Below are 25,519 nucleotides of genomic sequence, written 5' to 3' on the forward strand. Positions count from 1 at the left end.
CCTGTCGACCAACGAGAGAGCGGCCATGGAACTGATCCACTACCTGAGCGATGGATTGTTTACCGAGGAACAGCTGCTGGCGGTATCCGGCATCGACGCCGGCGAGCTGGCGGCACTTCAGCAGCGCGCGATGATGCCGCAGGCGTCGTACCGGCTGCGCATTGACGTCAACTGCGACTCCTTCTTCGGCGCGCACCAGGAACACAAGCAGCTCGTCTATTACGCCAAGGGCTACGCCTCGTGGATCGGACTTCTTCAGTCGCTGGGCGGCGAGGCCGATGCCTTGCGCGTGTTCGCGGAGCGCTACCGCGCCCGCCTGGGGCAGCTGAAAGCGGCCGGCCTGTGCAGCGACAACCCCAAGCTCGGCGCGGGGCTGGACCAGCACCTGGTCGAGGAGTGGCGCCACTTCCTCGAAGGCACCTACGGCGTGTGCACCAAGACCGGGCTGCCGGAAGATATCGCCTCAAAAGAGCTGGCCACGACGATCATCCGCGAGATCATCGGCAAACCCGTCGAACAGGCCCTGTCGATGCGCGACCGGGTGTGCCTGACCCTGGCGGTCGACCTGCTCGACACCGCCAGCGGCCAGTTCGCGCCGCATGAGCGGGAGCGCAGTTCGCGCCATTTGCTCATCGACGAGGTGCGCAAGACTTACCAGTTATGACCAACGCATTTGCCGCGATTGCCAGCTTGTAGCAAGCATCCCATCTGTAGCAGCGGATCCAGACACGGTTCAGATTGAGCAACTCTAAAAGCACCGATATTGATATAAGTCAGGAAGAGGAATGATAGGTCCGACGTAAGATGTCTGGCGAGTCCTCTCACGCCTTCATCATTCTGATGGTCATCGGTTTATACGCGGTACATGTGGCGCCACTTATCACACCAGAAAAACGACGAAGTCATTTACCCCTTTAAAATCAGTCACTTACAATCACATGAGTAAACACTGGATAGCTCAAGGGATTGCCTCACTAAACTCCAGTCTCGAACCCGTACCTCACGAGGTGAACGAACTGGACTGGAAAGTCGCCGTTTCCGACAACAAGGAACGCCTGACCGAACATCTTATTGCTTTCGCCAACTATCCCAACGGTGGTTATCTGGCTTACGGTATCGTCGATGCCAGCGCGCGATTGGTCGGCGTCGACCAGGCGGAAGTGGAAGAGATCATTTTGCGGCTCGCCAATTTGGGCCGCGATGCGGTTGAACCTCCCCTCATACTGGACCATGCTGTTGTCGAATTTCATAACGTCCCTATACTTTTGATATATGTTCGAGAGCACCTTCACAAACCAGCACACCGGAGAGGAAAAAGCATAGAAGAAACATGGATACGTTCGGGAGGAACAACCAGAAAAGCGTCGCGAGCAGAAATTGGTTCGCTCATGCTCAATAGCCACGCGCCACGCTGGGAAGAGCTACGCGCCTCATCCATGCTACCGGCCAGCGAAGTTCTTGTACGGATCGACCTGGCAACAATCAGCAAGCTACTACAACGCCCGCTACCAGATGAGGAAAGCGAACTGATGCGCTGGTTAACCGATGAAAATATGGTTGTTCCCGAAGGAGTCGGATATTACATGACGAACCTCGCCGGCATCACTGCCGCGCGCGAGCTGGCACAGTTCGACACACTCAGCCGCAAACGTATCAGGGTGATTCGCTACCGTGGCAAAAACAAGGTTGATACGACCGATGAAATGATCGGAAACAAAGGCTACGCAATCGGGTTCGAGGGCCTGATTGGCTACTTGAAGCGCATATTGCCCCATTCCGAAGTGATCAAGCAATCGCTTCGCGAAGAGGTGAGTGTCTATCCCGAAATAGCTCTACGAGAACTTATTGCGAATGCCTTAATTCACCAAGACTTCAACGTAACCGGCGCTGGACCAACAATTGAAATTTACGATGACAGAATTACCTTCACCAACCCAGGAACACTGCTTCCGGGAAAACGCCTCGATCGTTTGATCGGCACCACGCCAGAGTCGCGCAACGAGTTGTTAGCGTCAAAATTTCGCATGTACCGCATCTGCGAAGAACGAGGAACTGGCTTTCAGAAAGTAGTGACCTCCATCGAGTTATTCGGCATGCCACCAGTCTTGTTCACACCATTGGAGAATGCGTTCCAGGTAACGCTCTACGCACCCCGTCAGTTTGCGGATATGACACAGGCTGAACGCATCGAAGCATGCTACCAACATGCTGTTTTGCAGTTCTTGTCGAGTCAAACGCTCACCAACACCACCCTTCGAACCCGCTTCAAGGTAAGTGAGCGCCAACGCAACCAGATCACCAATCTGATTGCAGACGCGGTACAGGCTAACAGGATAAAACGTAAGGACACAACGAGCGGCAACAAATTCGCAGAATACGTTCCCTACTGGGCGTGAAGCATCTACGGCAGTGAATATTTCTGATAACCAAAATGCACGAACCAAGTTGGCGCGGTCATACCCAGTGCGTTAGCGAGCGGCGTTGATTACTGCATGGGCATCGTCGACGAGATCGTCGGCCTGGTTTACCCGCCCGTCGGGCAAACAGCGAACGTGCCCAGCGCGGCATCCTGTTGACAGCGCCAAAAGGACCGTCTTTATGTGCCCGGTCGCCGATGACGACTATCCGTCACCTCCGGCAAGGCGTGGGAATGTCGCTCACGCTTGCGCTGTCGCCGGTGGCCATCGCCACCGTCACAAGCAGGGCGATGATGAGAAGCGGCAAAATATGCTTCACAAGGAACTGGAGCGTGGTTTCTTCGTTGCCGAACTGGTCAGCGTAGCTCAATCCCTTGCCTTGCGGCGCACTCAGCTCAGCCGCCTCATTGCCGGCTGCCGCTTTCCATGGTGCATATGCCTCGCGCGCATGCGCATCTTGCTCTTCATCGACAACAAAAAAGTCCCTGGCACTCATCACATATTCTCCCGTTCGACGGCCATCGATGCGCGGCCATGGTGGTGAATGAATCCTGCGAAAGCATCGTTCTCAAGCTGTTCGATCCGCGCCGGCGATATTGCTTCCACGCCGGCGCGCGAGCTGGCCGCTCAGGCGCGGATGGCGGTTTGCTTGATGATATCCGATAACTTCTCCGCCATCATGATGAACGTCGGATTCAAGTTGATGAGCGGAATTTCGGGAAGAATGGAGGCATCGATAATCCGCAGCCCGCCCACCCCATGCACGCGCCCCTGTTCATCGACGACGGCGCGCGGGTCGTCCGGCAAGCCCATCGGCGCACTGGCGCAAGGATGCTGCAAGGTTCCCACCCCGGCCGCCAGCGCGCTGCGGACCTGCTGCTCGCTGTCGTCGATGGACGGCCCAGGATACAGTTCCTCCACGATCATGCTCTTGAGCGGCTCGGTGGCCGCCAGCGTCCTGGCCAGGCGGAAACACTCCACCATGCGCCGCATGTCGTCCTCCGTGCTCAGATGATTGAGTTCGATCAGCGGCGCCTCGTGCGGATCGCGGCTCTTGAGGCGGATCCGCCCGTGCGAGGTGCAATGCATCAGTTCCAGGCCGAGCGAAAACGCCACGCCGGTCGGGCTGCTGGCCGGGTCGAGCAGGTGCGACGGTGAAATGCCGATGTCGAGTTCCTGGTCCGAACTCGCATACGAGGAATTGGTCCACCACTGGGAACCAACCACCGGGTGCTCCTGCCCTTTCAGTTCCGCTTTCGCGCTGAAATTCATCCAGAAAAAGGCGTGATCGAGCAGATGGGTACCGACCGGCGCATCCTTGACCACTGGAATATCCAGCGCGTCGAGGTCGGCCTTCGGACCGATTCCCGAACGCAGCAAGATCGCGGCGGAACCATACGCGCCGGCGCTGAGAATGACTTCCTTGCCGCGTATTTCGCGGCCATCGGCCAGCAAGACCGAAGCCACCCGTCCATTCTCGACGACCAGCTTGTCGACGATGCTGCGATCGAGGATGGCCAGGTTCGGGCGGGCACGCACGCTCCGGGTCAGGTAAGCCATGCCGGTATTGACGCGCACGCCGTTGAGGATGTTCATCGGGTTCGGCCCGGCGCCGTTGTTCGCTTCGGGATCGTTGAAGTCGTCCACCCGGCGCGCCCCCAAGGCCCAGGCCGCTTGCACCATGGCGCGCTGCACCGGCGTGATGCCCTCCATCGACATTTGATGAATCGGCAGCGGCCCGCTGCGGCCGTGCCAGCGTTCCTCGCCATGCGGGGCGCTTTCCATTTTTTTGTAGTAAGGCAGCACGTCTTCGTACCCCCAGCCGCGCAAGCCTTTTGCCGTCCAGCGCGCAAAGTCGAAGGGCAAGGCGCGGCAGGCGACGGCGCCGTTGATGGCGGAGCTGCCACCGAGCACTTTGCCGCGCGGCGCATACACCGGCTGCGCCTGGGCCAGCGGGATGGCATGGTAAGCCCATTCGTAGCGCGCATCGCCGTTGGCGGCGATGATGTTGCTGCTGTAAATTTGCTCAGGATATTCGTCCGGATCGAAGGCGCTGCCGGCCTCGACCAGCAATACGCTGAACCGGGGCAGCTCCGACAGGCGGGCCGCCAGCACGGCGCCGGCCGAGCCGCCGCCGAGAATGACAACATCAACAAGGTGGGAATCGACAGTCATGGTCTTGTCCGCTCAGGCCAGCGTCAGGGTCACGTCGATATTGCCGCGCGTCGCGTGCGAATACGGACAGACCAGGTGGGCGGCGGCGATCAGCGTCTCCGCCTTGGCGCGCGCCATGCCCGGCAAGGAAATGATCAGTTCGATCTCGAGGCCGTAGCCGTTGTCGGCCTGGCCGATGCCGGCCGTCCCTTCGATCGAAGAGTCGGCCGGCATCGTGATTTTGTCGCGCCGGCCGACGAGTTTCAAGGCCGCCAGAAAACAGGCCGAATAGCCTGCGGCGAACAGTTGCTCGGGGTTGGAGCCGGGGGCGCCAGTGCCGCCCAGTTCGCTGGGCGTGGTCAAGGTGAGGTTGAGCGTATTGTCGGCCGAGACGGCGCGGCCTTCGCGCCCGCCGGTGACGGTGACGCTGGCGCGGTAGAGGATGTTGGCGATGGACATGGGTGTTTCCTGTTGCGTGAATGGGTGGAATGCGCTGGCGGGCCGGCGGCGCCAGGCCGCCGGCGGGGTGGGCTCAGCGTTTGACGGCGGCCAGGATGACGTCGGCCACTTTTTGCGGCTGCGACAGCATCGGCACATGGCTGCTGGCCAGCACGGTGGTGACCGCCTTGAGCTTCTTGGCAAAGGCGCGTTCCAGGTCGGGCGACAGCATGCGGTCGTTGCTGGCGACGATGTAGTAGTTCGGCTTGGTCTTCCAGGCCGCGTAGGTGATCTTTTCGTCGAAGGCCTTGGCCGGAAACAAGCCTTGCGTGGCGGCGTACGCCCTGGCGGTGGCGGCCGGGATGTCCTGGGCGAAGTTGGCGGCGTACGAGGCATCGGACAGGGTCAGGTAGCCGGCGGCGTCGGGCTTGAGCGAGGGCACGCCCGGCGGCACCGGATAATCCTTGCCCACCGTGCCGAGGGTCTCGCCTTCGGACGGGGCGAACGCAGCCACATACACCAGCGCCTTGATCTTGTCGCTGTCGCCGGCCTGGGTAATCACGGCCCCGCCCCAGGAGTGGCCGACCAGCACCACCTTGCCCGGCTGCGCGTCGATCACCTTTTTGGCGGCGCTGACATCGTCGGCCAGCGAGAACAAGGGGTTTTGCACGGCCACCACTTTCACGCCCTTCGCTTGCAGCAGCGGGATTACCTTGCCCCAGCTGGAACCATCGGCAAAGGCGCCATGCACCAGCACCACCGTGGTATCGTCGGCCGCCTGGGCCGGCACGATGGTGGCGGACAAGGTGGCCGTCACGGCGGCGCACGCCAGCAAGGTATGTTCGAGTACGTTTTTCATCATGAGGCCTTGAAAGCGGTTTCCTGCTGGTCGACCCAGGGTTGGAACAGGTCGGCCGGCCAGTTCGGATCGACATTCGAGGCGCGCGAGAGGCACTTCCAGACGCCGTCGCGCTGTTCGAAGCGGTCGGTGTAGGTGCCGGTCGAGACTACGCCTTGCTGGTCCGCCTTCCAAGTGACGATCCAGTTCCATTCCACCTTGGCGACCTTATCGCCGCCTTCGATGACGAAGGTGCCCACGGCATGGCGCATCAGGTGCAGCGGAAACACGCTGTGCGCGTAGTCGTACAGCTGCTTGAGTCCTTCCACGCCGCGAAACATATTTTCGCGGATGTCCTTCACCGAAAATTCGGCTTCGGGCCAGTACAGGCCGATGTACGTCCGGGCCGATGCCAGGCTCGCATCGTTGTCGATGTAGCGCTGGTGCAGATTGAGTTGTTCGAAGATCTCGAAACGGTCGCTGGTGCTCAGGGGAGTTTGATACGTCATTGCAATGTCTTCCTTTAGAAAATCAACTAACAAAAAAATTGGCACATTCAGCGCGACAGCCAGCCGGCCGCCACGCGTGAGAACAGGGGCATCAGCCAGTACACCATCACGCCCGACACCAGCGTGGCGCTCAGCGCACCAAGCGCCAGCGCGGGCACGGCCGGGGCCAGCCGCTCCGCCGCCGCGCGCACCACGGCGGGAATGAGCGTGGTCAGCGGAAACACCGCCAGGGTCGAGAGCAGCCATTGCTTCCAGCGCCTGGGCAGCGCGCCGGCACCCGCCGGGGTGAACCAGAACGCGGACCCGGCGTGCACCTGGTAGCGTTCTTCGCGCAGCAGCCAGGGGCGGGCTTGCTCGATCAACTGGCGGCGCTGCGGCGAGACCAGCCATGCGCTGGCGTCGCCCACGCTGGCAAAGCGCAGCAGCACCACATAGCAGGCGCCGGCGCCGGCCGGCTTGATCAGATCCATCGCCAGGTAGCCGCGGCACTGGCGGTGCGCTTGCGTGGCCGCCACCATCGAGCGCTCGTAGTCGGCGCGGTGGCGCGGATCGACCTCGTGCACGATGGCGCTCATGCCTTGCTCGCCGGGCGCCGCCAGGCTCATGCCTGCACCGGGCGCCGCCGCAACGCTGCGCGCCGGTACAGTTCGGCGCGCGCGGCAAGCATCGGGTCGCCAGAGGCTTCGATACCGTCGATCAACTGCCCGGGATTGAAGGCGAGCGCTTGCTGCCGCGCCGCCTGTACTTGCCCGTCCACCTCGACCGTTTCGACGCTGAGGATGCCCAGTTCGATTTCCGGGCGCGCATCCGGACCGCTGCGCGGCCAGGCCAGCGAACCGTCGTCGAGCTCGTCGCCCGGCGCGGCGCATTGCAGCACCAGGCGCAGCCTGGCCGGCGCGCGGCGCAGGCGTTCGCCCAGCTCGGCGCCGAGGAAATCGGTGCCCGGCAGCGCAGCTGGCGACGGCGCAATCGGCGCCTCCAGCGGCTCGATCCGGTAGCGTCCGTGCACGGCGGCGCCGGCGGCGTCGAGCAAGCGCACGGTGTTCACGCCAAAATATGCCTGGGCCAGGTAACTGGCGGGCGCCGGCTTGGGCGCTTCCAGATAACGTTGCGCGCGCGGATGGCGCGCCAAAAAGGCGTCCAGCGGCAGCGGGTCGGGCCGCTCGCCGCCCGCGCCGGCCAGCCCCTGCAAAAAGCCGAGGAACTGCTCCGGCGTGGCCACCGGAAAACCGTCGTAGGAATGCGCGACGATGTCGGTGTGGCGGCCATCGTCCAGCAGGAAGCGCAACGCCAGTCCCTGCGGGCCGGCGCCGGGGTCGCCGTCGGCGGTGGACGGCACGCCGCTGAAGTTCGAAAAGCGCAAGGTAAGCGGCACGCGCGCGCCCTGCAGGTGGGCCGCGCGGCTCAGGCGCGCCGCCGCCGGCGAGGCGGTAAAGCTGCCGTGCGCCACGATGCCTTTGGCATGCGTCACGCGCAAGCCCGCATGCCTGCCGAAGATGGCATACAGGGCGTCCAGCAATCCCTCATACAGGTCCGGCTGCTTCACGCCGCGCCCGGGCTCATGGTGATGTGCTTGTACTGGAGAAAATCGTCCATGGCCGCCATGCCGTTCAAGCGCCCCAGGCCGGACTGCTTGTAGCCGCCTTCCTCGCACTCGTCGTACACCACGGCCCAGTCGTTGATCCAGACCGTGCCCGCTTCCAGCCGGCGCGCCACCCGTAGCGGACGGTCGACGTCGCGCGACCAGATGCTGGCGGCCAGGCCGAACTCGCTGTTGTTGGCCAGGACGATGGCCTCGGCTTCGGTATCGAACACCTGCAAGGTCAGGACCGGGCCGAAGGTTTCCTTCTGCACGATGTCGAGTTCCGGGTCGCTCACTTCGAGCAGTGTGGGGCGATAGAAGGCGCCCCGGGCCAGCACGCCATCGGTCACGGCGCCGCCGCGCACCAGGACGTTGGCGCCGGCCGCAATCGCGGCCTCGACCAGGCCCTCGACGCGCGCCACGTTCGGCTTGTCGATCAGCGGCCCCATGTCGCTGGCCGGGTCGCTGGCCGGTCCCATCCGCACGGCCCCCAGGCGCGCCGCCAGCCGCGTGCGCACCGTATCGGCAACGCCGCGCTGTACCAGCAGGCGCGAGCCGGTCATGCAGAACTGGCCGGAAAAGACGGTCAGGGCTTTTTCGAGCTTGGGCAGGGCGGCGCCGAGGTCGGCGTCGTCGAAGACGATCATCGGCGTCTTGCCGCCCAGTTCCAGGCCGAAGCGCTTCAGGCGCCGCGCCCCGACTTCGGCAATCGCGCGGCCGGTGCCGGTGCTGCCGGTGAAACTGATGACCGGAATGTCGGGCGATTCGATCATCCACTTGGCGCCTTCCGCGCCCGACTCCGAGAACAGATTGACGACGCCGGACGGCAGGTCGGCCACCCCGGCCATGATGGCCGACACCAGCGCATTGGTCTGCGCGGTCTGGCCCGGCATCTTGATGACCGCGGTGCAGCCGGCGGCCAAGGCCGGCGCCAGCGAGCGGATCATCAGCACCACCGGCGAATTCCAGGGCGCGATGATGCCCGCCACCCCGATCGCTTCGCGCAGCACCAGCGAGATGCTGCCCGCCTTCGGTTCGAGGGCGCGTCCGTATTCGGTGCGCACGAGCGAGGCGTAGTAGCGCAGCTTGGAAGGGACCATCGACACTTCGAAGGCCGCCTCCGCCTTGATCTTGCCGTTTTCGGCCGAGAGCAGGTCGACCAGTGCGCCGGCGTGGCGCTCGAAGGCGTCGGCCAGCGCGTGCAAGACCCGGGCGCGCAGGGCGCGGTCTTCCTTCCACGGGGAGTCGGCAAAGGCGCGCCTGGCGGCCGCGGTGGCGTGCGCCGCTTCGCGCGCGCCGCCGTCGGCGTAGCGCCCGATCACCTCGTAGGTGGCCGGATCGATCGAGTCGCGGTGTTGTTCGGAATCGTGCCATTGGCCATCGATCCAGTGCAGTGCGGTGCTGTTTTTCATGATTGTTTCTTTCAGGTAAAGCGGTGTTCAGGCGTACAGGCTGGCAATGCGCTCTGCCGTGGCGATGACGGTGATATTCGTGGCCACCGAGGGCACGTCCGGGAAGATCGAGGCGTCCACCACGCGCAGCCCTTGCAGGCCATGGACACGTGCGTCGGTGTCGACCACGGTCGAGGGATCGCTGCGCGGGCCCATCGGGGCGGTCGAGGTCGGGTGGTGATAGGTATCGACGGTGGCCATGATCGAGGCCAGGATGGCGTCGTCCGACTGCGCCTGCGGCCCCGGGCTCAGTTCGGCATGCACCATGGCGGCCAGCGGCGCGCCGGCGCCGATCTTGCGCGCCAGCTTGACGCCCTCCAGCATGCGCGCCCGGTCTTCGGGCGCCGACAGGAAACCGAGGTCGATGCGCGGCGCGGCCAGCGGATCGCGGCTGGCCAGGGTCAGCCGTCCGCGCGAGAGCGGGCGGGTCAGCGCCACCGCCAGCACAAAGCCCACCCCGGTCGGGCTTTGTTCGTGCGGGAACAGGTGGGTGGCCGTGATGTGGAGATCGAGCTCGCCGGGCCGGGCGCCGCTGCTGGCGGTCCACAGCTTGGCGCCGATCACCGGGCTCTGCGCGCCAAGCGCGTCCGGCCTGGCCGCATACGCGTTGTAATAGAAGGGGTGGTCGACCAGGTTTTGCCCGACCGCCAGGTCGGCCACCAGCGCGATGCCCAGGGCATGCAGGTCGGCGGCCGGGCCAATGCCCGAACGCAGCAGGATGGCGGCGCTGCCATAGCTGCCGGCCGAGAGGATCACTTCGCCGCCGAACAGTTGTTCCCCGTCCGCCAGTTGCACGCCGATGGCGCGCCGGCCGTCGAACAGGATCTTGTCGACCAGGCAGTCGGGGCGAATCCGCAAGTTGGCGGCGGCGCGCACGGCGTCCGGCAGGAAGGCCATGCCGGTGTTGACCCGCACGCCATCGACGATATTCATGGGGTACGGTCCGACCCCGTTGGCGTCGGCTCCGTCGAAGTCGGCGACGGCCTGGAAGCCGCATGCCAGGGTGGCGTCCATGAAGGCGCGCTGCATGGGCGTGAGGTCGGCCCGCGTCAGCTGGCGCACCGGCAAGGGTCCGCTGCGCCCGTGCAGGGCGTCGCTGCCGCCGCTGCGGGTCTCCAAGCGCTTGAAGTACGGCAGCATGTCCGCATAGCCCCAGCCTGGCAGGTTCCAGCGGGCAAAGTCAGAGGGACGGGCGCGGATCGCCACGGCGCCGTTCACCCCCGAGCTGCCGCCGAGTACCTTGCCGCGAATGGCGCCGACGGCGTGCCCGATATAGCCCGGTTCGCTGCGATAACCCCACTCGAACGCGGGGTCGCCGTTGGCGCCGAGGATGTCGCTCGAGGCGATGGCGGCGGGATAGCCGGCCGCGTCGTAGCTGTGCCCCGCTTCGAGCAGCAGCACCGCGCGCTGGCGGTTCTCGCTCAGGCGCCGTGCCAGCACGGCGCCGGCCGAACCGCCGCCGACGACGATCACGTCGGCCGCCTTGGCCGCGCCGCCGGTGGCGCTGGCCGGGGTGGCCGCGCTGTACTGCTGGCGGCCGTCTTGGATACTGTGCGATTGCTTGTTCATCTTCTCTCCGATCGGTGGCAGGTCCACCGGGGGCGAAGATTAGAGCGTTTGCCGAATTAGCATAAGGCAACTAAAAACGAATCACTGGTTCGGGTTTTCCGAACGTTCTGTCCCAATGGCGTCGAGCTCGGCCCGGATCTGCTGTTCCCACACGGGCGGGTCGCCGATCTGCTCGGCCAGGAAGTTGACCAGCGTGCGGATCTTGGGCGAGGCCCGGTGCGATTGCCGGTAGATGGCCGAGACCACCCCGCCCGATGGCGAAAATGCCGGCATGACGATGCGCAGCTCGTTGGCGGCAATAGCGTCGGCCGCCAGAAAGGTCGGCAGGATGGCCAGGCCGAGCCCGGCCTTGGCCGCTTCCAGCAACTGGTGTCCGCTATCGGTGCACAGGCGGTTACGGATGCGGAAGGATTCAACCTTCCCATTGACCTGCAGTTGCCACGTGCCCTGGGGTTCGCGATTTCCGTACAACAGCCCGTCGTGCTCGCCCAGCTGGTCCGGATGGAGCGGCATCCCGCGCGCGGCCAGATAGGCCGGGCTGGCGCAGACCAGGTGGCGGTTGATGGTGATCGGCCGGGCGACCAGCGTCGAGTCTTGCAGATTACCCATGCGGATGGCCACGTCGTAGTTCTCGTCGTGCATGTTGACGTAGCGGTCGCTCAGGTCGAGCTCCATGCGCAAGTCCGGATACCTGGCGGCGAACGCGGCCAGCATAGGGCCAAGATAGCGCACGCTGGCCGCCATCGGCGCCGCCACGCGCAACTGGCCACGCATGCTGGCCTGCGCGTCGAGGACCGCGTCTTCCGCTTCGCACACCTGCGCCAGGATGCGTACGCAATGGGCATAGAAAATCTGGCCGGGATCGGTGATCCCCATTTTGCGGCCGCGTACCAGCAAGGCGATGCCGAGGCGCCGCTCCAGCTGCTGCAAGCGTTCGCTCACGACGGACTTGGGGGTGCCCAGGCGGCGCGCCGCTTCGGTCATGCTGCCGGCGTCGACGACGGTGACAAACAACTGCATTTCAACAAATTTATTCATGAAGTAAGCCGGTAGGGGGGCGCACTGCGGGCACGGATTGTAAAACCTATCATGCCTTGCAAACCGACTGGCCGTGAATACTCCCGGGCGGCGCGTCGGTGCGCCATTCCATGAGGCGGTGAAAGCCCGCGCTGCTGATTTCGCGAAAACCGAAGCGCTGGTACAGCGAGATGGACCGGTTGTTCAATTCGACGTGCGTGGTGACAGCGGCGCCACGCGCGCCCGCTTCGCGCTGCAGCGCTGCGAGCAGCGCGCTGCCGGCGCCGCGGTTGCGGTACGCCGGCAGCATGGCGAGGTCGATCACGTGGATGCGCTGCGCTTCGCGCGCCACGTACAGGCGTCCGACCGCGATGTCGCCGTCGAGCACAAGGTCGAAATGGCCGGCCGGATAACGCTTGCGATAAAAACCGTTCTGGGCGTCGAACTGCATGCGCACGTACGCGTCGGCGGTGGCCACATCCCACCCGGACAGGGCGATTTGCTGGGCGCGCGCGGCGGCGTACACGCTACGCAGGAACGCGTGGTCGGCGGCCCGGATCGGGCGCAGTGTCGGCCTCATCGTCACGGGCGCGCGCCCTGGCCGACCTCGGCCAAGGTGAGCGTGACGCCGTCGTGGCCGGCAACGGCAAAAAAACCGCGCAGGCGTTCGGCGAAGAACGCGTAGTCGGGAGTGGGGAGCATCAGACATACCGGGAATAGAACGAGAGTTCTATTTTAGCATTTTTAGTGTCTTTTGAGAAACTGACTACCGGGAACGCGTTGTGGTAAGTCACACTACTCCAGGACGCGCCCGGTGCGGGGCCGCCCTGGTGCGCAGCGCTGGTACTCAGCTGCCGAGGGCTTGCTCGATCTTGCTGACAAGTTGCTTGTCTTCCGGCGTGACCTTGCTCGGATAGTGTTCGATGACCTTGCCGTTGCGGTCGATCAGGTATTTGGTGAAGTTCCATTTCGGCTCCTTGCCGGTGGCCTTGATCAGGCTCGCGTGCAAGGGATTCGGGTTGGCGCCGCTGACGACCGACTTGGCGAACATGGGGAACTTGACGCCATAGGTGTTGTAGCAGAGGTCGGCAATTTCCTTGGCGCTGCCCGGTTCCTGCTTGCCGAAGTCGTTCGACGGAAAGCCGAGCACGACCAGGCCCTTGCTGCCGTATTTGGCGTACAGCTTTTCCAGCCCTTCGTACTGGGTGGTGTAGCCGCAGTAGCTGGCCGTATTGACCACCAGCACAACTTTGCCGGCGTACTGGCACAGGTCCTGCGGCGCTTCATCCTGCAGCCGCTTGAAGCTGTGCTTGAGCAAGGCGGGGCAGCTTGCCGGGGCCGCTGCCGGCGCGGCGGCCGGGGCCTGGGCGCGCGCCGGGGCGCCGGTCAATGCAATAGCGGACAGGCCCGCCAGGAGAAGTGCCGAAATCTTGAACATTGTCGTTTCCATGCGGTGGGGAATGGGGACTTCATTCTATGTCAATTCGCCGTTGACGGCGGCGCGGCGGTGGCCGGAACGGCTACCTTGCTAAAAAAAGCAGCATATATTTGATACCCAGATTGATTCTTTTGGGAAATAGTTGCTATCATGTGTGCATCTTTACGGAGCCCCCCATGCAGCGTCCCAGCCTGAGCACCAGCGTCAACCAGCACTACCTGAACAAATTGATGAACCTGACCGAGGTGATGGATGTCGCCGCCAGCGAAGAAATTGTCGACGTGCGCGGAATGAAGCTGGTGGCCAAGGGCGCCAGATTGACGCGCGCCCAGCAGGATACCTTCGGCGGGCACAAGCTCAAGAAGACGCTGGAATCGTCGCTGAGCGCCGTGGGAGGCGCCGACAACGGCCTGATCCTCGCTACCGCCAGGCGCATTCTCGACACCAGCGTGCCGATCAATCGTATCCTGGGGCACAACGCCGGGCGGGGTATTTCGCCGCAGACGCTGCTGGCGAACATGCATTTCGGCCACGCCATGCGCATGATGCTCACCCTCACCGACCGCGACGATCCGCAGGCGCTCGAACACAGTGTCACGGTCAGCCTGCTGGCGATCGGCATGGCCAAAAAATTGCAACTGTCGAACGACGACCAGATGGCGGCCGGCCTGGCCGGCATGCTGCACGATATCGGCGAGCTGTACATCGACCCGGCCTACCTGGCGCCGGGCAAGCGCCTGTTGCCGCACGAGTGGGCGCATCTGGTGGTGCATCCGCGCATCGGCCAGATGCTCATTTCGGAACTCGAAGCGTATCCGGCATCGGTGGCGCGGGCGGTGTCGGAACACCATGAACGGCTCGATGGGACCGGCTATCCGCGCCAGTCGGCCGGGGGCATGATCAGCGGGCCGGGACTGGCGGTGTCGGTGGCGGAAATGCTGGCCGGCGTGCTGCACAAGGACTATCCGCTCGAGCGCGCCGAACTGGCGCTGAAGATCATCCCGGGCGAGCATCCGCACCATTTTTTGTCGGCCATTTCGGGCGCCTTGCGCACCCAGCCGGCCAACCGCCCGGTCGCCCTGCCCCGGCCCGACGAGAACGATGACGTCGCCATTACGCGGCTGTGGTGGCGCATTGCCGATTCGCTGGAGAGCGGCCAGCAGATGCTGCGCGACGATATCGGGCGCTCGCCGCGCGTGTGGGCCCTGATCCAGCGGACGCTGGCGCGCATCAGGAACATCGAGCGCGCCTTCATCAGCACCGGGCTTGATGCATATCTGAAAAACAATCATGGCTTGCACGAGCACGACGACGGCACCCTGCAGTTCGAAAAGGCGGTGGCCACGCGCGAAATCACCTGGCGCCTGCGCGACATCGCGCGCGACCTGGCGCTGAACACGGCCGACGTGCCGACCGACCGCGCGATGCTCGCCGAGTTGATCGGCTTGCTCGACGGCGGCGCGTCCGACACCGCCGCGCTGCAGGTGCGGGCGCAGCCGAGCCTGCCCCAGGTGCAAGCGCGGGCGGCCTGAAGGCTTACTCGACCTTCAGCTTCGACAGGCGCGGGTCGGTCTCGGGGAAGCGCAGTTCGAGGTCTTGCATGACTTCCAGCAGCAAGCTGGCGATGAGCAGGTTGCGGTGCGTCTTGGAATCGGCGGGAATCACGTACCACGGCGCGTGGTCGGCGTCGGTGGCGGCGATCGCCCGTTCGTAGGCATCCTGATAGTCATCCCAGCGTTTGCGCTGGAGCAGGTCGTTTTCGTCGAACTTCCATTGCTTTTCGGGGTCATCCAGGCGCGCCTGCAGGCGCGCGCGCTGCTCATCCTTCGAGATATGCAGGAACACCTTGACGATCACCGTGCCGGTCTCGGCCAGCATGCGTTCGAAGTCGGCAATATGCGCGTAGCGGCGCATGCATTCCTTCGCGTCGATCAACCTCTGCACTCGCGGGACGAGCACGTCTTCATAGTGGCTGCGATTGAAAATGGCGATTTCGCCGGCGCCCGGCACGTGCGGGTGGATGCGCCATAAAAAATCGTGCGCCGCTTCGTCCAGGCTGGGCGCCTTGAACTGGGCGGCGCGCAGGCCCATCGGGTTGATGCGGCTGAACAGCGCGCGCACCGTGCCATCCTTGCCCGACGTATCCATCCCTTGCAGCACCAGCAGGACTTTTTGCTGGCGTTGCGAGAACAGCATCTGCTGATGCAGCGCAATCTTCGCGGTCAGCTCATCGGTCAGCCCGCGCTCGTGCGCCTTGATCTGCTCTTTCGACTTGGGATGCTTGCCGCCATCGTCGCGCAGCGGGGTGGCGCCGGCGTCTTCCTCGCGCAGCTTGAGGCCGGGCCGGGCCCGGAAGCGGGTGCGCGCCTTCACGCTGCGCCGCCGCTGTGCGCGTGCTCGATTTTCATGCAGCGATCCATCACCACGTCGAGGCCGGCGGCGACGGCCAGGTCGGCCGCTTCCTGGTTGACCACGCCGAGTTGCATCCACAGGCAGCGCGCGCCGATGTCGACCGCTTCGCGCGCCAGCGCGAGCATGGCGTCTGGCGTGCGGAAGCAGTCGACGACGTCGATGCGCGCACCGTCCTCCAACGCGGCGTCTTCCAAGGCGGCGGCGGCCTGCGCCAGGCTGGCGTAGACCGGCACGCCCAGGATCTCCTGGCCGGCATACGCCGGATTAACGCCGAGAATGCGGTAGCCGTGTTGTTGCAGGTAAGCGGCCACGGCGTGGCTGGCGCGCTCGGGCCGGTTCGACAGGCCGACCACGGCGATCGTCTTGCTGTCTTTCAGGATAGTGGGAATGGATCTCATGGGGCTCGCCAGGTTGTGTGTCTGGCGAGCGTAGCAGATTTACCAGCTCCCGCCGCGTACGTTAGGGCGTCCCTTAGGGCGTCCCGGAGGGCGCGTCGACCCGCTGGTTGATCATGTCCGAACCCTGGCTGTGGACAAGCACGTGGCTGACCTCGCCCTTGGCGTTGCGCGCGAACACGAAGGTGGTCAGCGAAGCGGGCATGAAAAAGCTGTCGTTCGCGTACGGCGTCAGGGTGACCGGATCGCGGTTGGTGCGCTGCATGATCAGCTTGCCGTCGTCACGCTTGAAGCTGCGGGTGGCGGTAGCGTCGATGCGGTAGGTGCCGGCGTAGGCGTCGAGCAGCGCGTTGTCGACTTTCACGGCCTTGAAGTCGGGGAAGGGATTGCCGATGGCAATCGCCGCCGCCTTGCTGGCCACCATGTCGGGCTGGATCTTGGGTGCGTCGGTGTTGCTCAACACCGCGACATACACTTTTTGCTGCGGCAGCCGCAAGGCCGAGGTGGAATAGCCGTCGATGCCGCCGTCATGCGCCACCAGCGGCACGCCGCGCAGCTTGCCGACCTGCCAGCCGTAGCCATAGTTGGTCGGCTTGCCGTCAGCCAGCACGGCGCTGGTGTGGGCCTTTTGCCAGGTAGCCGGCTTGAGCAGCTTGCCGGCGCTAATGGCCGCATCCCAGCGCGCCAGGTCGTCCACGGTCGAGACCAGCGCGCCGGCCGCGTACGGCTGCGTCATGCTGATCGGCTTGGCCGTGGTGACACGCCCGAACCAGCCTTTGCTGTGGCCTGCGGCGCGCGGGCCGCTGCTGCGTTCGTGGCCTTCGTAGGCGGTGTGGCGCATCTCGAGCGGCGTGAAGATGCGCTCTTCCATAAACCTGGCATAAGTCTGGCCGGACAGTTTTTCGATCACCGCGCCGAGCAGGAAGTAGCCGGAATTGTTGTAGGCCCAGCGCGTGCCCGGCTCGAACTCGAGCGCGTCGTTCTTGAAGGTGTCGATCATCTCGGCCACCGTTCTGTCGCGCCCGTCGGTCGCGGAAAAGGCAGGCTTGCTGGTAAAGCTGACGATACCCGAAGTGTGGGCCAGCAAATGCTCGATGGTGATGCGCTTGCCGCGCGTGGGGTACTCCGGCAGGACTTTGCTAACGTCATCGTCCAGCGCCAACTTGCCTTCATCGACCAACATCAGGATGCCAACGGCGGTGAACTGCTTGGTGATGGAGCCGAGCCGCATGGCCATGTCGGGGGTCATGCGCGTGCCCTTGGACACGTCGGCCATGCCGTAGGCCTTGCGCAGCACGGTCTTGCCGTCTTGCGTGACGATGACGGTCGCGCCCGGCGCATCGGCTTTGTAGTAGGGGGCGATGGCGGCGTCGATGCGCTCGGCCAGGGCTTGCTCGACGGCGGGACGGGCGGCATCCTGGGCAAAAGCGACCGGTGCGTGCAGCGCAACCAGGGTGGCGACGCAGAGGGCGGACAGTTTGAACATGCTGGTTCCTGAAGTGTGGTTGATGGGCGACTGCAGACCAGACTATAGGTGCGGCGCGCATGGCCGTGGCCGCCGCTGCGACGAACGGCGGATTGAGGATATCAAGCGGTCAATAGGCACGACAAGCCGCGCCGCTGCGGGCCGCGCGGCGGGCTGCGGCGCAGGCCTCAGCGGTCGGTGAAGACGTCGTTCCAGCTGGCCCGTTCCGGCGCCGTCTGGGTTTGCAGGTAACCGACGTTGGCGACCTGGATGCGGGCGATTTCGTTGAGCGCTTCTTCCGAAAAACCGGCGCGCTTGACGCCACGGTCCTGCATCGACAGCGAATGCAGGTACTGGTGCAGGTGGCGCGGTTCAGTGCAGAACAGGCAGATGCGTTCCCACACGTGCGGATAGGATGTTTTCAAGGCACCCTGCGGCGCCATGCCGGCCAGCGCTTCGAGCGTCAGCGTGCTGGCCCCGCGCGGCTGGATGATGCTGTCGACCACGGGCATCGCATCGGTGTGCTCGGGCTCGCCCAGTTGCGAGGAGGGCCCGAGAACGCCGCCACCGTCTTCCTTGGCCATGTTCTCGGCCGAATAATCGGCCAGCGCGCGCAGGGTCTGTTCGGTCGACGGCAGGTTGTCCTTGGGCCAGCTGAAGCGGCGAATGCCGGCGCTGGCCATCAGGGCCGCGATAGGAATGGTGTCGGGATGGGCGCCCGGCGCCGGCGGCAGGGTCAGCTCGATCACGAACAGCAGGTGCAAACGGGCATCGAAGACGGCGTAATCGACTTTTCGCCCGGACAAGTGGTCCTGGTGACTGCGTTTGATCTTCGGATCCGGATTACTCGGGATCATCAGTTTGCTCAACGCGACGTCGGGAAAAATATAGCACCTGGGCAGTGCGCGGCGCAGGCGGCCGTAAAACGCTTTTTGCTCAGTGCCGAAAAAGCGCCGCTTCGTGAACGAAGGGACAACGGCAGGCGGTGGTGGTGCTTTCTTTAGCAGGCGGTTCAACATGGCGACAACGGCCCTGGTCGTGGTTCAAGTCGATAGTGTGTATTTAATAATCCTAATGCACAAGAAGAAAGCCGGTCAAAGTAAAAATATATGCTGTCCCGACGGAAATATCATTGATTCCGGAAATGGTTCGTAGGGCTTGTATCGACGATTTTTATGCTGATTTCGATGAAGATGCGCCGAAATGTGCCAAGACGAGCACTTTTTGCCCATGCATACTTGCATTTTTTATAACTTTGGAGAAGTAATGAGTTTGATGCGTGCAAGTCTCACGGCAGCTGCCGGCATGGTGCTGTCGCTGGCGGCGTTAACATCCCATGCGGCCATTCCGTACAAGGGTCATGGCTACGAATTCCGCCAGCCGGGCGGCGAAGTATTGAAAATTCGCCTCGACGGCAACGATTACTACGCCGAACAGCGTACCGAAGACGGTTCGCTGATCATTTATGATCATGCCAAACGCGGTTTTTGCTATGCGCACGTGAACGCCACGGGCGACCAGCTGGTCTCGAGCGGCGTGCTGGCCACGAATGCCAGGCTGCGCACCTTCAGCACCGCCCAGGACAAGCGCGAGCCGGGCCTCTCCACGGCCGCCAAGGCGCGCCTGGCCAGGCAGCGCTATCAGAAAATGCACGGACGCAGCCTGGAACTGGCGCAGAAAGCCAGCGCCGCGATGATGGTCCCGAGCGCGGCCGCCACCGCCGCCGTCACCGGCCAGATGCGCGGCCTGACCGTGATCATCGATTTTTCCGACGCACCGGGCACGATCACCAAGCCGCAGGTCGAATCGTTCCTGAACGACGCCAACTACACCGGCTTCGGCAACGCGCAATCGGTGCGCGGCTACTTCCTGGCCGTCTCCGGCAACAAGCTCGACTACAGCAACAGCGTCACCCGCTACTACCGCGCCAAGCGCCCCAAGAGCTACTACGCTGACGCCAGCCTGGACAGCGGCACGCGCGCGCAGGAACTGATCATGGAAGCGCTGAACTGGGTCAAGAGCAGCGAAGGCTTCGATTTTTCCACGCTCAGCCGCGACAGTAGCGGCCATATCCTGGGCCTGAATTTCTTCTACGCGGGCGAAGCGGACAGCCCGTGGTCGAAAGGCCTGTGGCCGCACATGGGCTGGCTGGGCGAGCAGTTCTGCAGCAACGGCGCCTGCACCGGCAGTTACCAGATCAGCGACATGGGCAAGCAACTGGCGATCGGCACCTTCGTGCATGAATCGGGCCACCTGATCATGGGCTGGCCCGACCTGTACGACTACGACGGCAGCTCGCAAGGCTCGGTGGCCAATTTCTGCGTGATGGGTTTTGGCGGCGTGGGCTACGAAAGCCAGTTCCGGCCGACCCGGCCGGCCGGTTTCCTGCGCTACCTGGCGGGATGGGACACGGCCATCGAACTCAATCCGGCCATCAACCGCAGCGCGCCGACCGGGCGCCTGTCGATGGCGGCCGCCGGCCACTCGCTGTACCGCTGGAGCAATCCGGCCAACGCGGCCGAAGCGTTTTACGTGGAAGCGATCCACAAGAGCGAGCAGAACCTGTACCAGCCCGACCAGGGCCTGGCCGTGTTCCACATCGATCCGGCCGGCACCAACGACGACGAGTGGCATCCGTATATCCAGATGGAACACGCGGACGGCAAGCGCGATCCGGAAAACAATTTGAACCAGGGCGACGGCGGCGACCTGTACGACGGCGTGGCAACGCGCGCCTTCAACGCCGGCGTGCCGAACGCGCTGAGCGCCAAGGGCACCAATTCGCTGTGGTGGAACGGCTATGCGTCGGGCCTGGCGATCGCCAATATCAGCGCGCCGGGCAAGACAGTGAGCTTCGACGTGGGCGCGACCACGCCGACCTCGACCGGGAACGTCTACAACGGCAGCTTGGCCGAGAAGGGCGAGGCGATCCATCCATCGCCATGGTTCGAGTACAAGGGCGGCACCCTGGCCGCCGTCCTGGGCGGCCAGGCCGGCACCGACTTCGACCTGCGCATCGAGAAGTGGGAAAACAATGTGTGGGCCATGGCGGCCGAGTCGACCGGCGACGCCTCGCAGGAAAAGATCAGCTACGCGGCCGCGGCCGGCTACTACCGCATCATCGTCTCGTCCTATAGCGGCGCCGGCAAGTACAAGCTGACCGTCACCAAGTAACACCTCAGCAAGCCAGAGCCTTGCTCAAGCCACACCTCCGCTGCCCGGATGTGTGGCTTTTTCGTCATTGCTTTCCACCATACTGTGCCGTATTTACCAGGCCTGCCGGAGAAATTGAACAAATTGCATCTTTGCCCGCCCGATCAGGTATTTCCCCGTATGCATTAGGGATAGTATCGGCACGCCTGATGGCTTGCTGCAGGGCGGAATTGACCCTTTTCCGTCCCATGAGCAAAGCGCCGGACCACATCCTGGCCGGCGCGCACCAGATCGATCATGACAATTAAAAGGAGCGAGACAATGTTTACACAACACAAAATTATTCTTTTGACCGGGCTGGTCAGCGCCTGTTTCAGCAGCGTCAGCTATGCAAAGCAAGCCGATACGGGTCATACGCACGAACGCCTGAAACAAGCGCCGATGCCGCACGCGCGCCAAAGCCTGCCGCCGACGGTCGAGCAACAGCGCTTCAATGTGGCGCCCACCACCAAGCCGCGCGTGGACCTGATGCCGAAACAGCCCGAAACCGGCCGCATGAGCCTGATGGCGGCCACGCCCGAGTGCAAGAACATGGATACGCTGACCAGCTACAACGGCGCCGCGCTGGCCGATTACCTGGTGGCCATGCCCGATTTCGAGTGCACCTATCCGCTGTTTTCGCTGACCGCCGCGCAGGCCGTCAAAGCCTACTCGAGCGCCAACATGAATGCGGTCGCGGCCCGTTTCGCACAAGAAGCGAGCGCTTACAACGCCAGCAACCGCGCGCTGGTCAACCTGGCGCTGTATTTGCGCGCCGGTTACTACCTGGGCGGCAGCGGCACGATTGCCACGCCATCGGCCGCGTATACGGCATCGCTGCGCGCGCCGATCAGGAACCTGGTTGAAGGCACGGTGCTGTACAAGACCAATCCGCTGGCCGGCAGCACGGCGGCCGAGGTCATCAAGCTGATCACGAATACCCATGACGAGGCATATTTCCTGCCATCGATGAAAAAGCTGGTAGTGCGCTTCACCAACTCGCCAAGCACGCCGAACGCGGTCGATGCGATCAAGCAAAGCGACGCCGCCGGCGGCCTGACCTCGGCGCTGACGGTGCTGTTCTACGCCCATTCGCGGCCTGACGCCTTGCCGCTGCTGCAAAGCGACACCAGCTATCCGGTGGCATTGAACAACTTCGTTGTGAAAAACAAGTCCGCGCTGCTGGGCACGTCGACCGCCTACATGCTCAACGATGCGGCCAATGAAGCGTTCCGCTTCATGCAGCACGCGGCGCAAAAAGCCACGGTCAAGCCGATGGTGCAAGCCACCCTGGCCAGCAGCAGCATGACCGGCGCCGACAGCGCCCTCTGGCTGGCGGCGGCCTCGGCCGTAAAATATTATGACAATGCCAATTGCGCGGTGTATGGCACCTGCGGTTACGAGCAAAAGCTGGCCGATACCGTGCTCAAGGTCAGCCATACCTGCAGCCCGACCCTGCGCATCCGTGCCCAGGAAATGACCTTGGCCCAACTGCAGTCATCCTGCGCCATCCTGCAAAAAGAGGAAGGCTACTTCCACGACATGCTGCTGACCAAGCGCGTGCCGGTCGCTAACGACAAGAACGCCACGCTGGAACTGGTGGTCTTCGACGATTACGCCAATTACGGCAAGTACGCGTCGGTTATCTACGATATCGATACCAATAACGGCGGCATGTACCTGGAAGGCAATCCCGAGTCGGCTACCAACCAGGCGCGTTTTATCGCGCATGAAGCATCGTGGCTGCGTCCGGCGTTTTCGGTCTGGAACCTGGAGCATGAATATGTGCACTACCTGGACGGGCGCTTCAATATGTTCGGCGACTTTGGCGCGGCGGTGTCGAAGCCGAGCGTGTGGTGGATCGAAGGTATCGGCGAGTATCTGTCGCTGCGCAACAATAACCAGCCATCGATCGACAAGGCGCGCACCAGCACCTACAAGCTGAGCGAGATCTTCGGCAATACCTATTCGATGGGCGACTATACCGACCGCGCTTATCGCTGGGGTTATATGGCGACCCGTTTCATGGTGGAGAAGCACCGCAGCGATGTGGATGCGGTGCTGGGCAAGTTCCGGGTGGGCGATTACGATGGCTACCAGAACTACATGGGCTATATCGGCACCCGTTACGACGCCGAGTTTGCCGCGTGGGTGAAGACCGCCACCACCGCCGGCGAACCGCCGCTGCCGCAGGTGAACCTGCCGGCGTGCAATCAGGGCAGCTACCTGGGCAAGAACTGCTCGATTACCGGCTTTACCTCGTCGAGCGAAAGCTACGCCCACATCCTGTTGCCTGCCGGCGCCAAGAACCTGCGCTTGTTTACCAGCGGCGGCAGCGGCAATGCGGATATGTACGTGTCACGCGGACGCTATCCGTCGACCACCTGGTACGATTCCGCATCGGTCACCAGCGGCAACAGCGAGAGCGTCAACATCGCCGCGCCGGTCAGCGGCCAGTGGTATTACATCATGCTCAAGGCCAAGCCAAGTTTTAGCGGCGTGACCATCAGCGCGACGTACGACTAAACAGCAAGCGAAGTTTTGCAAGACAAACGCCGTCCTCGTGACGGCGTTTGTTATTATTTACCTAATGCCAATCTCCCCCGCCTGAGATCACTAAACGTGAACATGAAGAATTTTTCCGGGTCTCACAGAGATGAGAAGTAACGCCTCACCAAGTTTCAACTCATTGCTTCGCTATAGTCGACTAAATTGACAACGTTTTGATGTAGAATACATATTGTTATTTACACTATAAATACGGAGTTTTCTATGGCAAAAATTCACGTAACGACCTAGATTCTGTTGGTTTTGTGAAATTTTTTGGTCCATATTGTGTGCAGGTTGCGAAGGACCTTGATATTCCGCTAGAAAATCTCGTCGGCTTGGCTGCTGAAGAAAGTGGGTATAGACGTGGACGTATTTCGATAGATTGTAAAAACTACTTTTCCATGCGCTCGCCGGCACCTGGCCAGGTCGGCTTCGAGGTCGCACGCAACGATCCAAAAGTTAAGGTTGCCAAATATGGAAGGCCTATTGACAGCGTAGAATCATTTAAAACGAAATGGGGGCCTTTTGTGCAGGGGAAACGGGATCCTGTCGACTTCGCTAACGCCTTAGTCAGAGCGGGATTCAATACCGGCAAAAATGAAGATGGAGGGCGTGCAGGTTTTGCAAACTATCTCCTCGGCCTCATTATTGCAGTTAAGGGGCGCTTGGCGTGTTAGGGAAACCTACTTGGGCACTGTTGATAGCGTTTTTCTTGGCGATATCAAACGTATCGGCAGCACGCGTGCCGCCCGTAAATCTTGGCCAGATACAACCTCAAGGGCTGAATTCGACGCAAGCCAAACAATTACTCGTTTTTACTTTGAGTCGCGAGGGTTATAACACAACTAAAAAAGGCCTCTATTTTGAGGGCCCATTAACTAACAGGCATGGAAATATCCCACATCCGGGATACCTCGATTTCAGCTTAACTTATGCTAATCCAAAGGCCGGTGCCCTTGAGTTCATTGGATTATTCTCTGTCAGTGTTTCAAGCGGAGAGATTTGGGAAACCAACACTTGTGAAATGTTTTCTTTCCCAGACTTGCGCCGTATTCAACATCAAATCCGCGCCAAAACGAAAATAAGCGCTGCCGACGAAAGTGTTCTGCGCCGGGGATTGGGCTGTACAGACTAACGCTTTCCCATGCCGCTTGTTTGCTCATGCTGAAGCCTTATTTGACAACATCGTTCGTGTACTACCCACGAGAGAAGAGCGACTCATGCCGCTGCAAGGTCGAAGGTGTACCATCACCCTTGAGATTGCCTGGGGGCCCTGGAAAAATGTCGATTCACATGCGCATTGAACATCCGGGGCGCGACTGATACCTAGGACAAGGAAGGCGATTATCTTATCGGAGAAGCAATGCGTTTGATGATCTTGCTGTTCGTTGCCGCGGCGCTTGCGCTGGCGACGATGTTTTTATCGGGTTTCGCATCCGCGAACTTTTTACAGCAGTTGGCGACGCTCAACCCGGCGTCGAAAGGCTTGCTCACCGTCTCGCTGCTGGTCAGCACCGCCGTCTTGCTGTTGCTCAGTGCCTGGGCCAGAAACAGGTAGCCACAGTCTGCCACGGTAGCAAAGCAGACATAAAAAAGGCAGCCTCGGCTGCCTTTTTTACTATGGCGGGTCCAGCCCGCCACCTGCTTAACGCTTGTTGCGGAAGCGCTGGATTGCCTGCAATTGGGCAATCGCAGCCGCCATCTCGGCTTGCGCCTTGGCGTAATCGATCTTCGATACCTTGTTGACCATTGCTTCTTCGGCCGCTTTTTTGGCGGCCAGTGCTTTTGCTTCGTCCAGGTCGCCACCGCGAATCGCGGTGTCTGCCAGCACGGTCACGCCGTTCGGCTGCACTTCCAGGATGCCGCCAGCGACGAAGACGAACTCTTCTTCAGCCTGGCCAGCCACCTTGATCCGTACCGCACCCGGCTTGATGCGCGTGATCAGCGGGGTGTGCTTGGGATAAATCCCCAGCTCGCCTGCTTCACCCGGCAACGCGACGAACTCGGCTTCGCCCGAAAAAATACTGGCTTCGGCCGATACCACGTCAACGTGAAATGTGTTTGCCATGTGTGTCCTATCGGGTTCCGGCGC

Annotated in this window: 25 protein-coding genes; 8 read left to right on the forward strand and 17 right to left on the reverse strand. The window is 62.6% G+C overall.

All coding sequences use genetic code 11. The features are described from left to right. Window positions 1-25: 25 nt before the first annotated feature. Both F2P46_RS11330 and F2P46_RS11335 read left to right on the forward strand, forming a co-directional pair. The gene (locus F2P46_RS11330) at window positions 26-664 is read left to right on the forward strand and encodes a DUF6058 family natural product biosynthesis protein (protein WP_166889006.1); all 639 of its coding nucleotides are present in this window, start codon (window positions 26-28) and stop codon (window positions 662-664) included. A 274-nt stretch (window positions 665-938) separates the two neighbouring features. Continuing rightward, on the forward strand, window positions 939-2,396 hold the full coding sequence (locus tag F2P46_RS11335) for an ATP-binding protein (protein WP_166889009.1): 1,458 nt from the start codon (window positions 939-941) through the stop codon (window positions 2,394-2,396). Between the two features lie 232 nt (window positions 2,397-2,628). Here the strand turns inward: F2P46_RS11335 and F2P46_RS11340 are convergent, their stop codons facing one another. From F2P46_RS11340 to F2P46_RS11395, 12 genes are all read right to left on the reverse strand, one after another. Next, window positions 2,629-2,913 (reverse strand): hypothetical protein, encoded by a 285-nt coding sequence (locus F2P46_RS11340; RefSeq protein ID WP_166889012.1) that lies wholly within the window; start codon window positions 2,911-2,913, stop codon window positions 2,629-2,631. Between the two features lie 131 nt (window positions 2,914-3,044). Beyond that, window positions 3,045-4,592 carry a GMC oxidoreductase gene (locus F2P46_RS11345; RefSeq protein ID WP_166889015.1) on the reverse strand — a complete coding sequence of 516 codons (1,548 nt, stop codon included), beginning with the start codon at window positions 4,590-4,592 and terminating at the stop codon, window positions 3,045-3,047. 12 nt (window positions 4,593-4,604) lie between these two features. Continuing rightward, window positions 4,605-5,030: an organic hydroperoxide resistance protein gene (locus F2P46_RS11350; protein ID WP_166889017.1), complete on the reverse strand. Its 426-nt coding sequence runs from the start codon at window positions 5,028-5,030 to the stop codon at window positions 4,605-4,607. 73 nt (window positions 5,031-5,103) lie between these two features. Next, window positions 5,104-5,868 (reverse strand): alpha/beta hydrolase, encoded by a 765-nt coding sequence (locus F2P46_RS11355; RefSeq protein ID WP_166889020.1) that lies wholly within the window; start codon window positions 5,866-5,868, stop codon window positions 5,104-5,106. Then, window positions 5,868-6,356 carry a nuclear transport factor 2 family protein gene (locus F2P46_RS11360; protein ID WP_166889022.1) on the reverse strand — a complete coding sequence of 163 codons (489 nt, stop codon included), beginning with the start codon at window positions 6,354-6,356 and terminating at the stop codon, window positions 5,868-5,870. The genes F2P46_RS11355 and F2P46_RS11360 overlap by 1 nt, the downstream gene beginning before the upstream one ends. 47 nt (window positions 6,357-6,403) lie before the next feature. Next, a complete protein-coding gene (locus tag F2P46_RS11365; RefSeq protein WP_166889025.1) occupies window positions 6,404-6,961 on the reverse strand; it encodes a hypothetical protein in 558 nt (185 codons plus the stop codon). Next, window positions 6,958-7,902, reverse strand: coding sequence for a catalase (locus F2P46_RS11370; protein ID WP_166889028.1), 945 nt, complete (start codon window positions 7,900-7,902; stop codon window positions 6,958-6,960). Before F2P46_RS11370 ends, F2P46_RS11365 begins: the two co-directional genes overlap by 4 nt. Beyond that, window positions 7,899-9,350 carry an aldehyde dehydrogenase family protein gene (locus F2P46_RS11375; protein WP_166889031.1) on the reverse strand — a complete coding sequence of 484 codons (1,452 nt, stop codon included), beginning with the start codon at window positions 9,348-9,350 and terminating at the stop codon, window positions 7,899-7,901. The genes F2P46_RS11370 and F2P46_RS11375 overlap by 4 nt, the downstream gene beginning before the upstream one ends. Window positions 9,351-9,377: 27 nt before the next feature. After that, window positions 9,378-10,958 carry a GMC oxidoreductase gene (locus F2P46_RS11380; protein WP_166889034.1) on the reverse strand — a complete coding sequence of 527 codons (1,581 nt, stop codon included), beginning with the start codon at window positions 10,956-10,958 and terminating at the stop codon, window positions 9,378-9,380. A gap of 81 nt (window positions 10,959-11,039) precedes the next feature. After that, the gene (locus tag F2P46_RS11385; protein WP_166889037.1) at window positions 11,040-11,996 is read right to left on the reverse strand and encodes a LysR family transcriptional regulator; all 957 of its coding nucleotides are present in this window, start codon (window positions 11,994-11,996) and stop codon (window positions 11,040-11,042) included. Between the two features lie 49 nt (window positions 11,997-12,045). After that, window positions 12,046-12,555, reverse strand: coding sequence for a GNAT family N-acetyltransferase (locus F2P46_RS11390; protein WP_166889040.1), 510 nt, complete (start codon window positions 12,553-12,555; stop codon window positions 12,046-12,048). Between the two features lie 267 nt (window positions 12,556-12,822). Further along, entirely contained in the window at window positions 12,823-13,413 is a 591-nt protein-coding gene (locus F2P46_RS11395; protein WP_166889043.1) for a glutathione peroxidase, read from the reverse strand. 176 nt (window positions 13,414-13,589) lie between these two features. Between F2P46_RS11395 and F2P46_RS11400 the strand changes: the two genes are divergently transcribed. Further along, on the forward strand, window positions 13,590-14,945 hold the full coding sequence (locus F2P46_RS11400) for an HD domain-containing phosphohydrolase (RefSeq protein ID WP_166889046.1): 1,356 nt from the start codon (window positions 13,590-13,592) through the stop codon (window positions 14,943-14,945). A 4-nt stretch (window positions 14,946-14,949) separates the two neighbouring features. Here F2P46_RS11400 and F2P46_RS11405 read toward each other — a convergent pair whose 3' ends face one another. From F2P46_RS11405 to F2P46_RS11420, 4 genes are all read right to left on the reverse strand, one after another. Beyond that, window positions 14,950-15,786: a PPK2 family polyphosphate kinase gene (locus F2P46_RS11405; RefSeq protein WP_166889049.1), complete on the reverse strand. Its 837-nt coding sequence runs from the start codon at window positions 15,784-15,786 to the stop codon at window positions 14,950-14,952. After that, the gene (locus F2P46_RS11410; RefSeq protein ID WP_166889052.1) at window positions 15,783-16,223 is read right to left on the reverse strand and encodes a CoA-binding protein; all 441 of its coding nucleotides are present in this window, start codon (window positions 16,221-16,223) and stop codon (window positions 15,783-15,785) included. The genes F2P46_RS11405 and F2P46_RS11410 overlap by 4 nt, the downstream gene beginning before the upstream one ends. 73 nt (window positions 16,224-16,296) lie before the next feature. Further along, window positions 16,297-17,706: a serine hydrolase gene (locus F2P46_RS11415; RefSeq protein WP_166889055.1), complete on the reverse strand. Its 1,410-nt coding sequence runs from the start codon at window positions 17,704-17,706 to the stop codon at window positions 16,297-16,299. Window positions 17,707-17,873: 167 nt separating this feature from the next. Then, window positions 17,874-18,542: a hypothetical protein gene (locus tag F2P46_RS11420; RefSeq protein WP_229509232.1), complete on the reverse strand. Its 669-nt coding sequence runs from the start codon at window positions 18,540-18,542 to the stop codon at window positions 17,874-17,876. A 409-nt stretch (window positions 18,543-18,951) separates the two neighbouring features. Between F2P46_RS11420 and F2P46_RS11425 the strand changes: the two genes are divergently transcribed. The 5 genes from F2P46_RS11425 to F2P46_RS11445 all read left to right on the forward strand — a co-directional run bounded on the left by F2P46_RS11425 (window position 18,952) and on the right by F2P46_RS11445 (window position 24,985). After that, a complete protein-coding gene (locus tag F2P46_RS11425; protein ID WP_208296586.1) occupies window positions 18,952-20,859 on the forward strand; it encodes a M6 family metalloprotease domain-containing protein in 1,908 nt (635 codons plus the stop codon). A gap of 300 nt (window positions 20,860-21,159) precedes the next feature. Beyond that, on the forward strand, window positions 21,160-23,403 hold the full coding sequence (locus F2P46_RS11430) for a M9 family metallopeptidase (RefSeq protein ID WP_166889061.1): 2,244 nt from the start codon (window positions 21,160-21,162) through the stop codon (window positions 23,401-23,403). A gap of 287 nt (window positions 23,404-23,690) precedes the next feature. Further along, window positions 23,691-24,104, forward strand: coding sequence for a glucosaminidase domain-containing protein (locus F2P46_RS11435; protein WP_166889064.1), 414 nt, complete (start codon window positions 23,691-23,693; stop codon window positions 24,102-24,104). Next, a complete protein-coding gene (locus tag F2P46_RS11440; RefSeq protein ID WP_208296587.1) occupies window positions 24,098-24,562 on the forward strand; it encodes a hypothetical protein in 465 nt (154 codons plus the stop codon). Before F2P46_RS11435 ends, F2P46_RS11440 begins: the two co-directional genes overlap by 7 nt. Window positions 24,563-24,790: 228 nt before the next feature. After that, window positions 24,791-24,985: a hypothetical protein gene (locus F2P46_RS11445; protein ID WP_166889066.1), complete on the forward strand. Its 195-nt coding sequence runs from the start codon at window positions 24,791-24,793 to the stop codon at window positions 24,983-24,985. Window positions 24,986-25,072: 87 nt separating this feature from the next. On the opposite strand, the gene F2P46_RS11450 is transcribed toward F2P46_RS11445, so the two are convergent. Further along, window positions 25,073-25,495, reverse strand: a complete 423-nt coding sequence (locus tag F2P46_RS11450; protein ID WP_099873373.1) for a F0F1 ATP synthase subunit epsilon — start codon at window positions 25,493-25,495, stop codon at window positions 25,073-25,075. Window positions 25,496-25,519: the final 24 nt, after the last annotated feature.

The organism is Massilia sp. CCM 8734 (genome assembly GCF_011682155.1).
In the GTDB taxonomy this organism is placed as follows: Bacteria; Pseudomonadota; Gammaproteobacteria; order Burkholderiales; family Burkholderiaceae_D; genus Telluria_A; species Telluria_A rubra.

Coding starts and splice junctions, on each gene's coding strand:
- F2P46_RS11330 (WP_166889006.1), top strand. CDS start 26: ATGGAACTGATCCACTACCTGAGCGATGGATTGTTTACCGAGGAACAG.
- F2P46_RS11335 (WP_166889009.1), top strand. CDS start 939: ATGAGTAAACACTGGATAGCTCAAGGGATTGCCTCACTAAACTCCAGT.
- F2P46_RS11340 (WP_166889012.1), bottom strand. CDS start 2,913: ATGAGTGCCAGGGACTTTTTTGTTGTCGATGAAGAGCAAGATGCGCAT.
- F2P46_RS11345 (WP_166889015.1), bottom strand. CDS start 4,592: ATGACTGTCGATTCCCACCTTGTTGATGTTGTCATTCTCGGCGGCGGC.
- F2P46_RS11350 (WP_166889017.1), bottom strand. CDS start 5,030: ATGTCCATCGCCAACATCCTCTACCGCGCCAGCGTCACCGTCACCGGC.
- F2P46_RS11355 (WP_166889020.1), bottom strand. CDS start 5,868: ATGAAAAACGTACTCGAACATACCTTGCTGGCGTGCGCCGCCGTGACG.
- F2P46_RS11360 (WP_166889022.1), bottom strand. CDS start 6,356: ATGACGTATCAAACTCCCCTGAGCACCAGCGACCGTTTCGAGATCTTC.
- F2P46_RS11365 (WP_166889025.1), bottom strand. CDS start 6,961: ATGAGCCTGGCGGCGCCCGGCGAGCAAGGCATGAGCGCCATCGTGCAC.
- F2P46_RS11375 (WP_166889031.1), bottom strand. CDS start 9,350: ATGAAAAACAGCACCGCACTGCACTGGATCGATGGCCAATGGCACGAT.
- F2P46_RS11380 (WP_166889034.1), bottom strand. CDS start 10,958: ATGAACAAGCAATCGCACAGTATCCAAGACGGCCGCCAGCAGTACAGC.
- F2P46_RS11385 (WP_166889037.1), bottom strand. CDS start 11,996: ATGAATAAATTTGTTGAAATGCAGTTGTTTGTCACCGTCGTCGACGCC.
- F2P46_RS11390 (WP_166889040.1), bottom strand. CDS start 12,555: ATGAGGCCGACACTGCGCCCGATCCGGGCCGCCGACCACGCGTTCCTG.
- F2P46_RS11395 (WP_166889043.1), bottom strand. CDS start 13,413: ATGTTCAAGATTTCGGCACTTCTCCTGGCGGGCCTGTCCGCTATTGCA.
- F2P46_RS11400 (WP_166889046.1), top strand. CDS start 13,590: ATGCAGCGTCCCAGCCTGAGCACCAGCGTCAACCAGCACTACCTGAAC.
- F2P46_RS11410 (WP_166889052.1), bottom strand. CDS start 16,223: ATGAGATCCATTCCCACTATCCTGAAAGACAGCAAGACGATCGCCGTG.
- F2P46_RS11415 (WP_166889055.1), bottom strand. CDS start 17,706: ATGTTCAAACTGTCCGCCCTCTGCGTCGCCACCCTGGTTGCGCTGCAC.
- F2P46_RS11420 (WP_229509232.1), bottom strand. CDS start 18,542: ATGATCCCGAGTAATCCGGATCCGAAGATCAAACGCAGTCACCAGGAC.
- F2P46_RS11425 (WP_208296586.1), top strand. CDS start 18,952: ATGAGTTTGATGCGTGCAAGTCTCACGGCAGCTGCCGGCATGGTGCTG.
- F2P46_RS11430 (WP_166889061.1), top strand. CDS start 21,160: ATGTTTACACAACACAAAATTATTCTTTTGACCGGGCTGGTCAGCGCC.
- F2P46_RS11445 (WP_166889066.1), top strand. CDS start 24,791: ATGCGTTTGATGATCTTGCTGTTCGTTGCCGCGGCGCTTGCGCTGGCG.
- F2P46_RS11450 (WP_099873373.1), bottom strand. CDS start 25,495: ATGGCAAACACATTTCACGTTGACGTGGTATCGGCCGAAGCCAGTATT.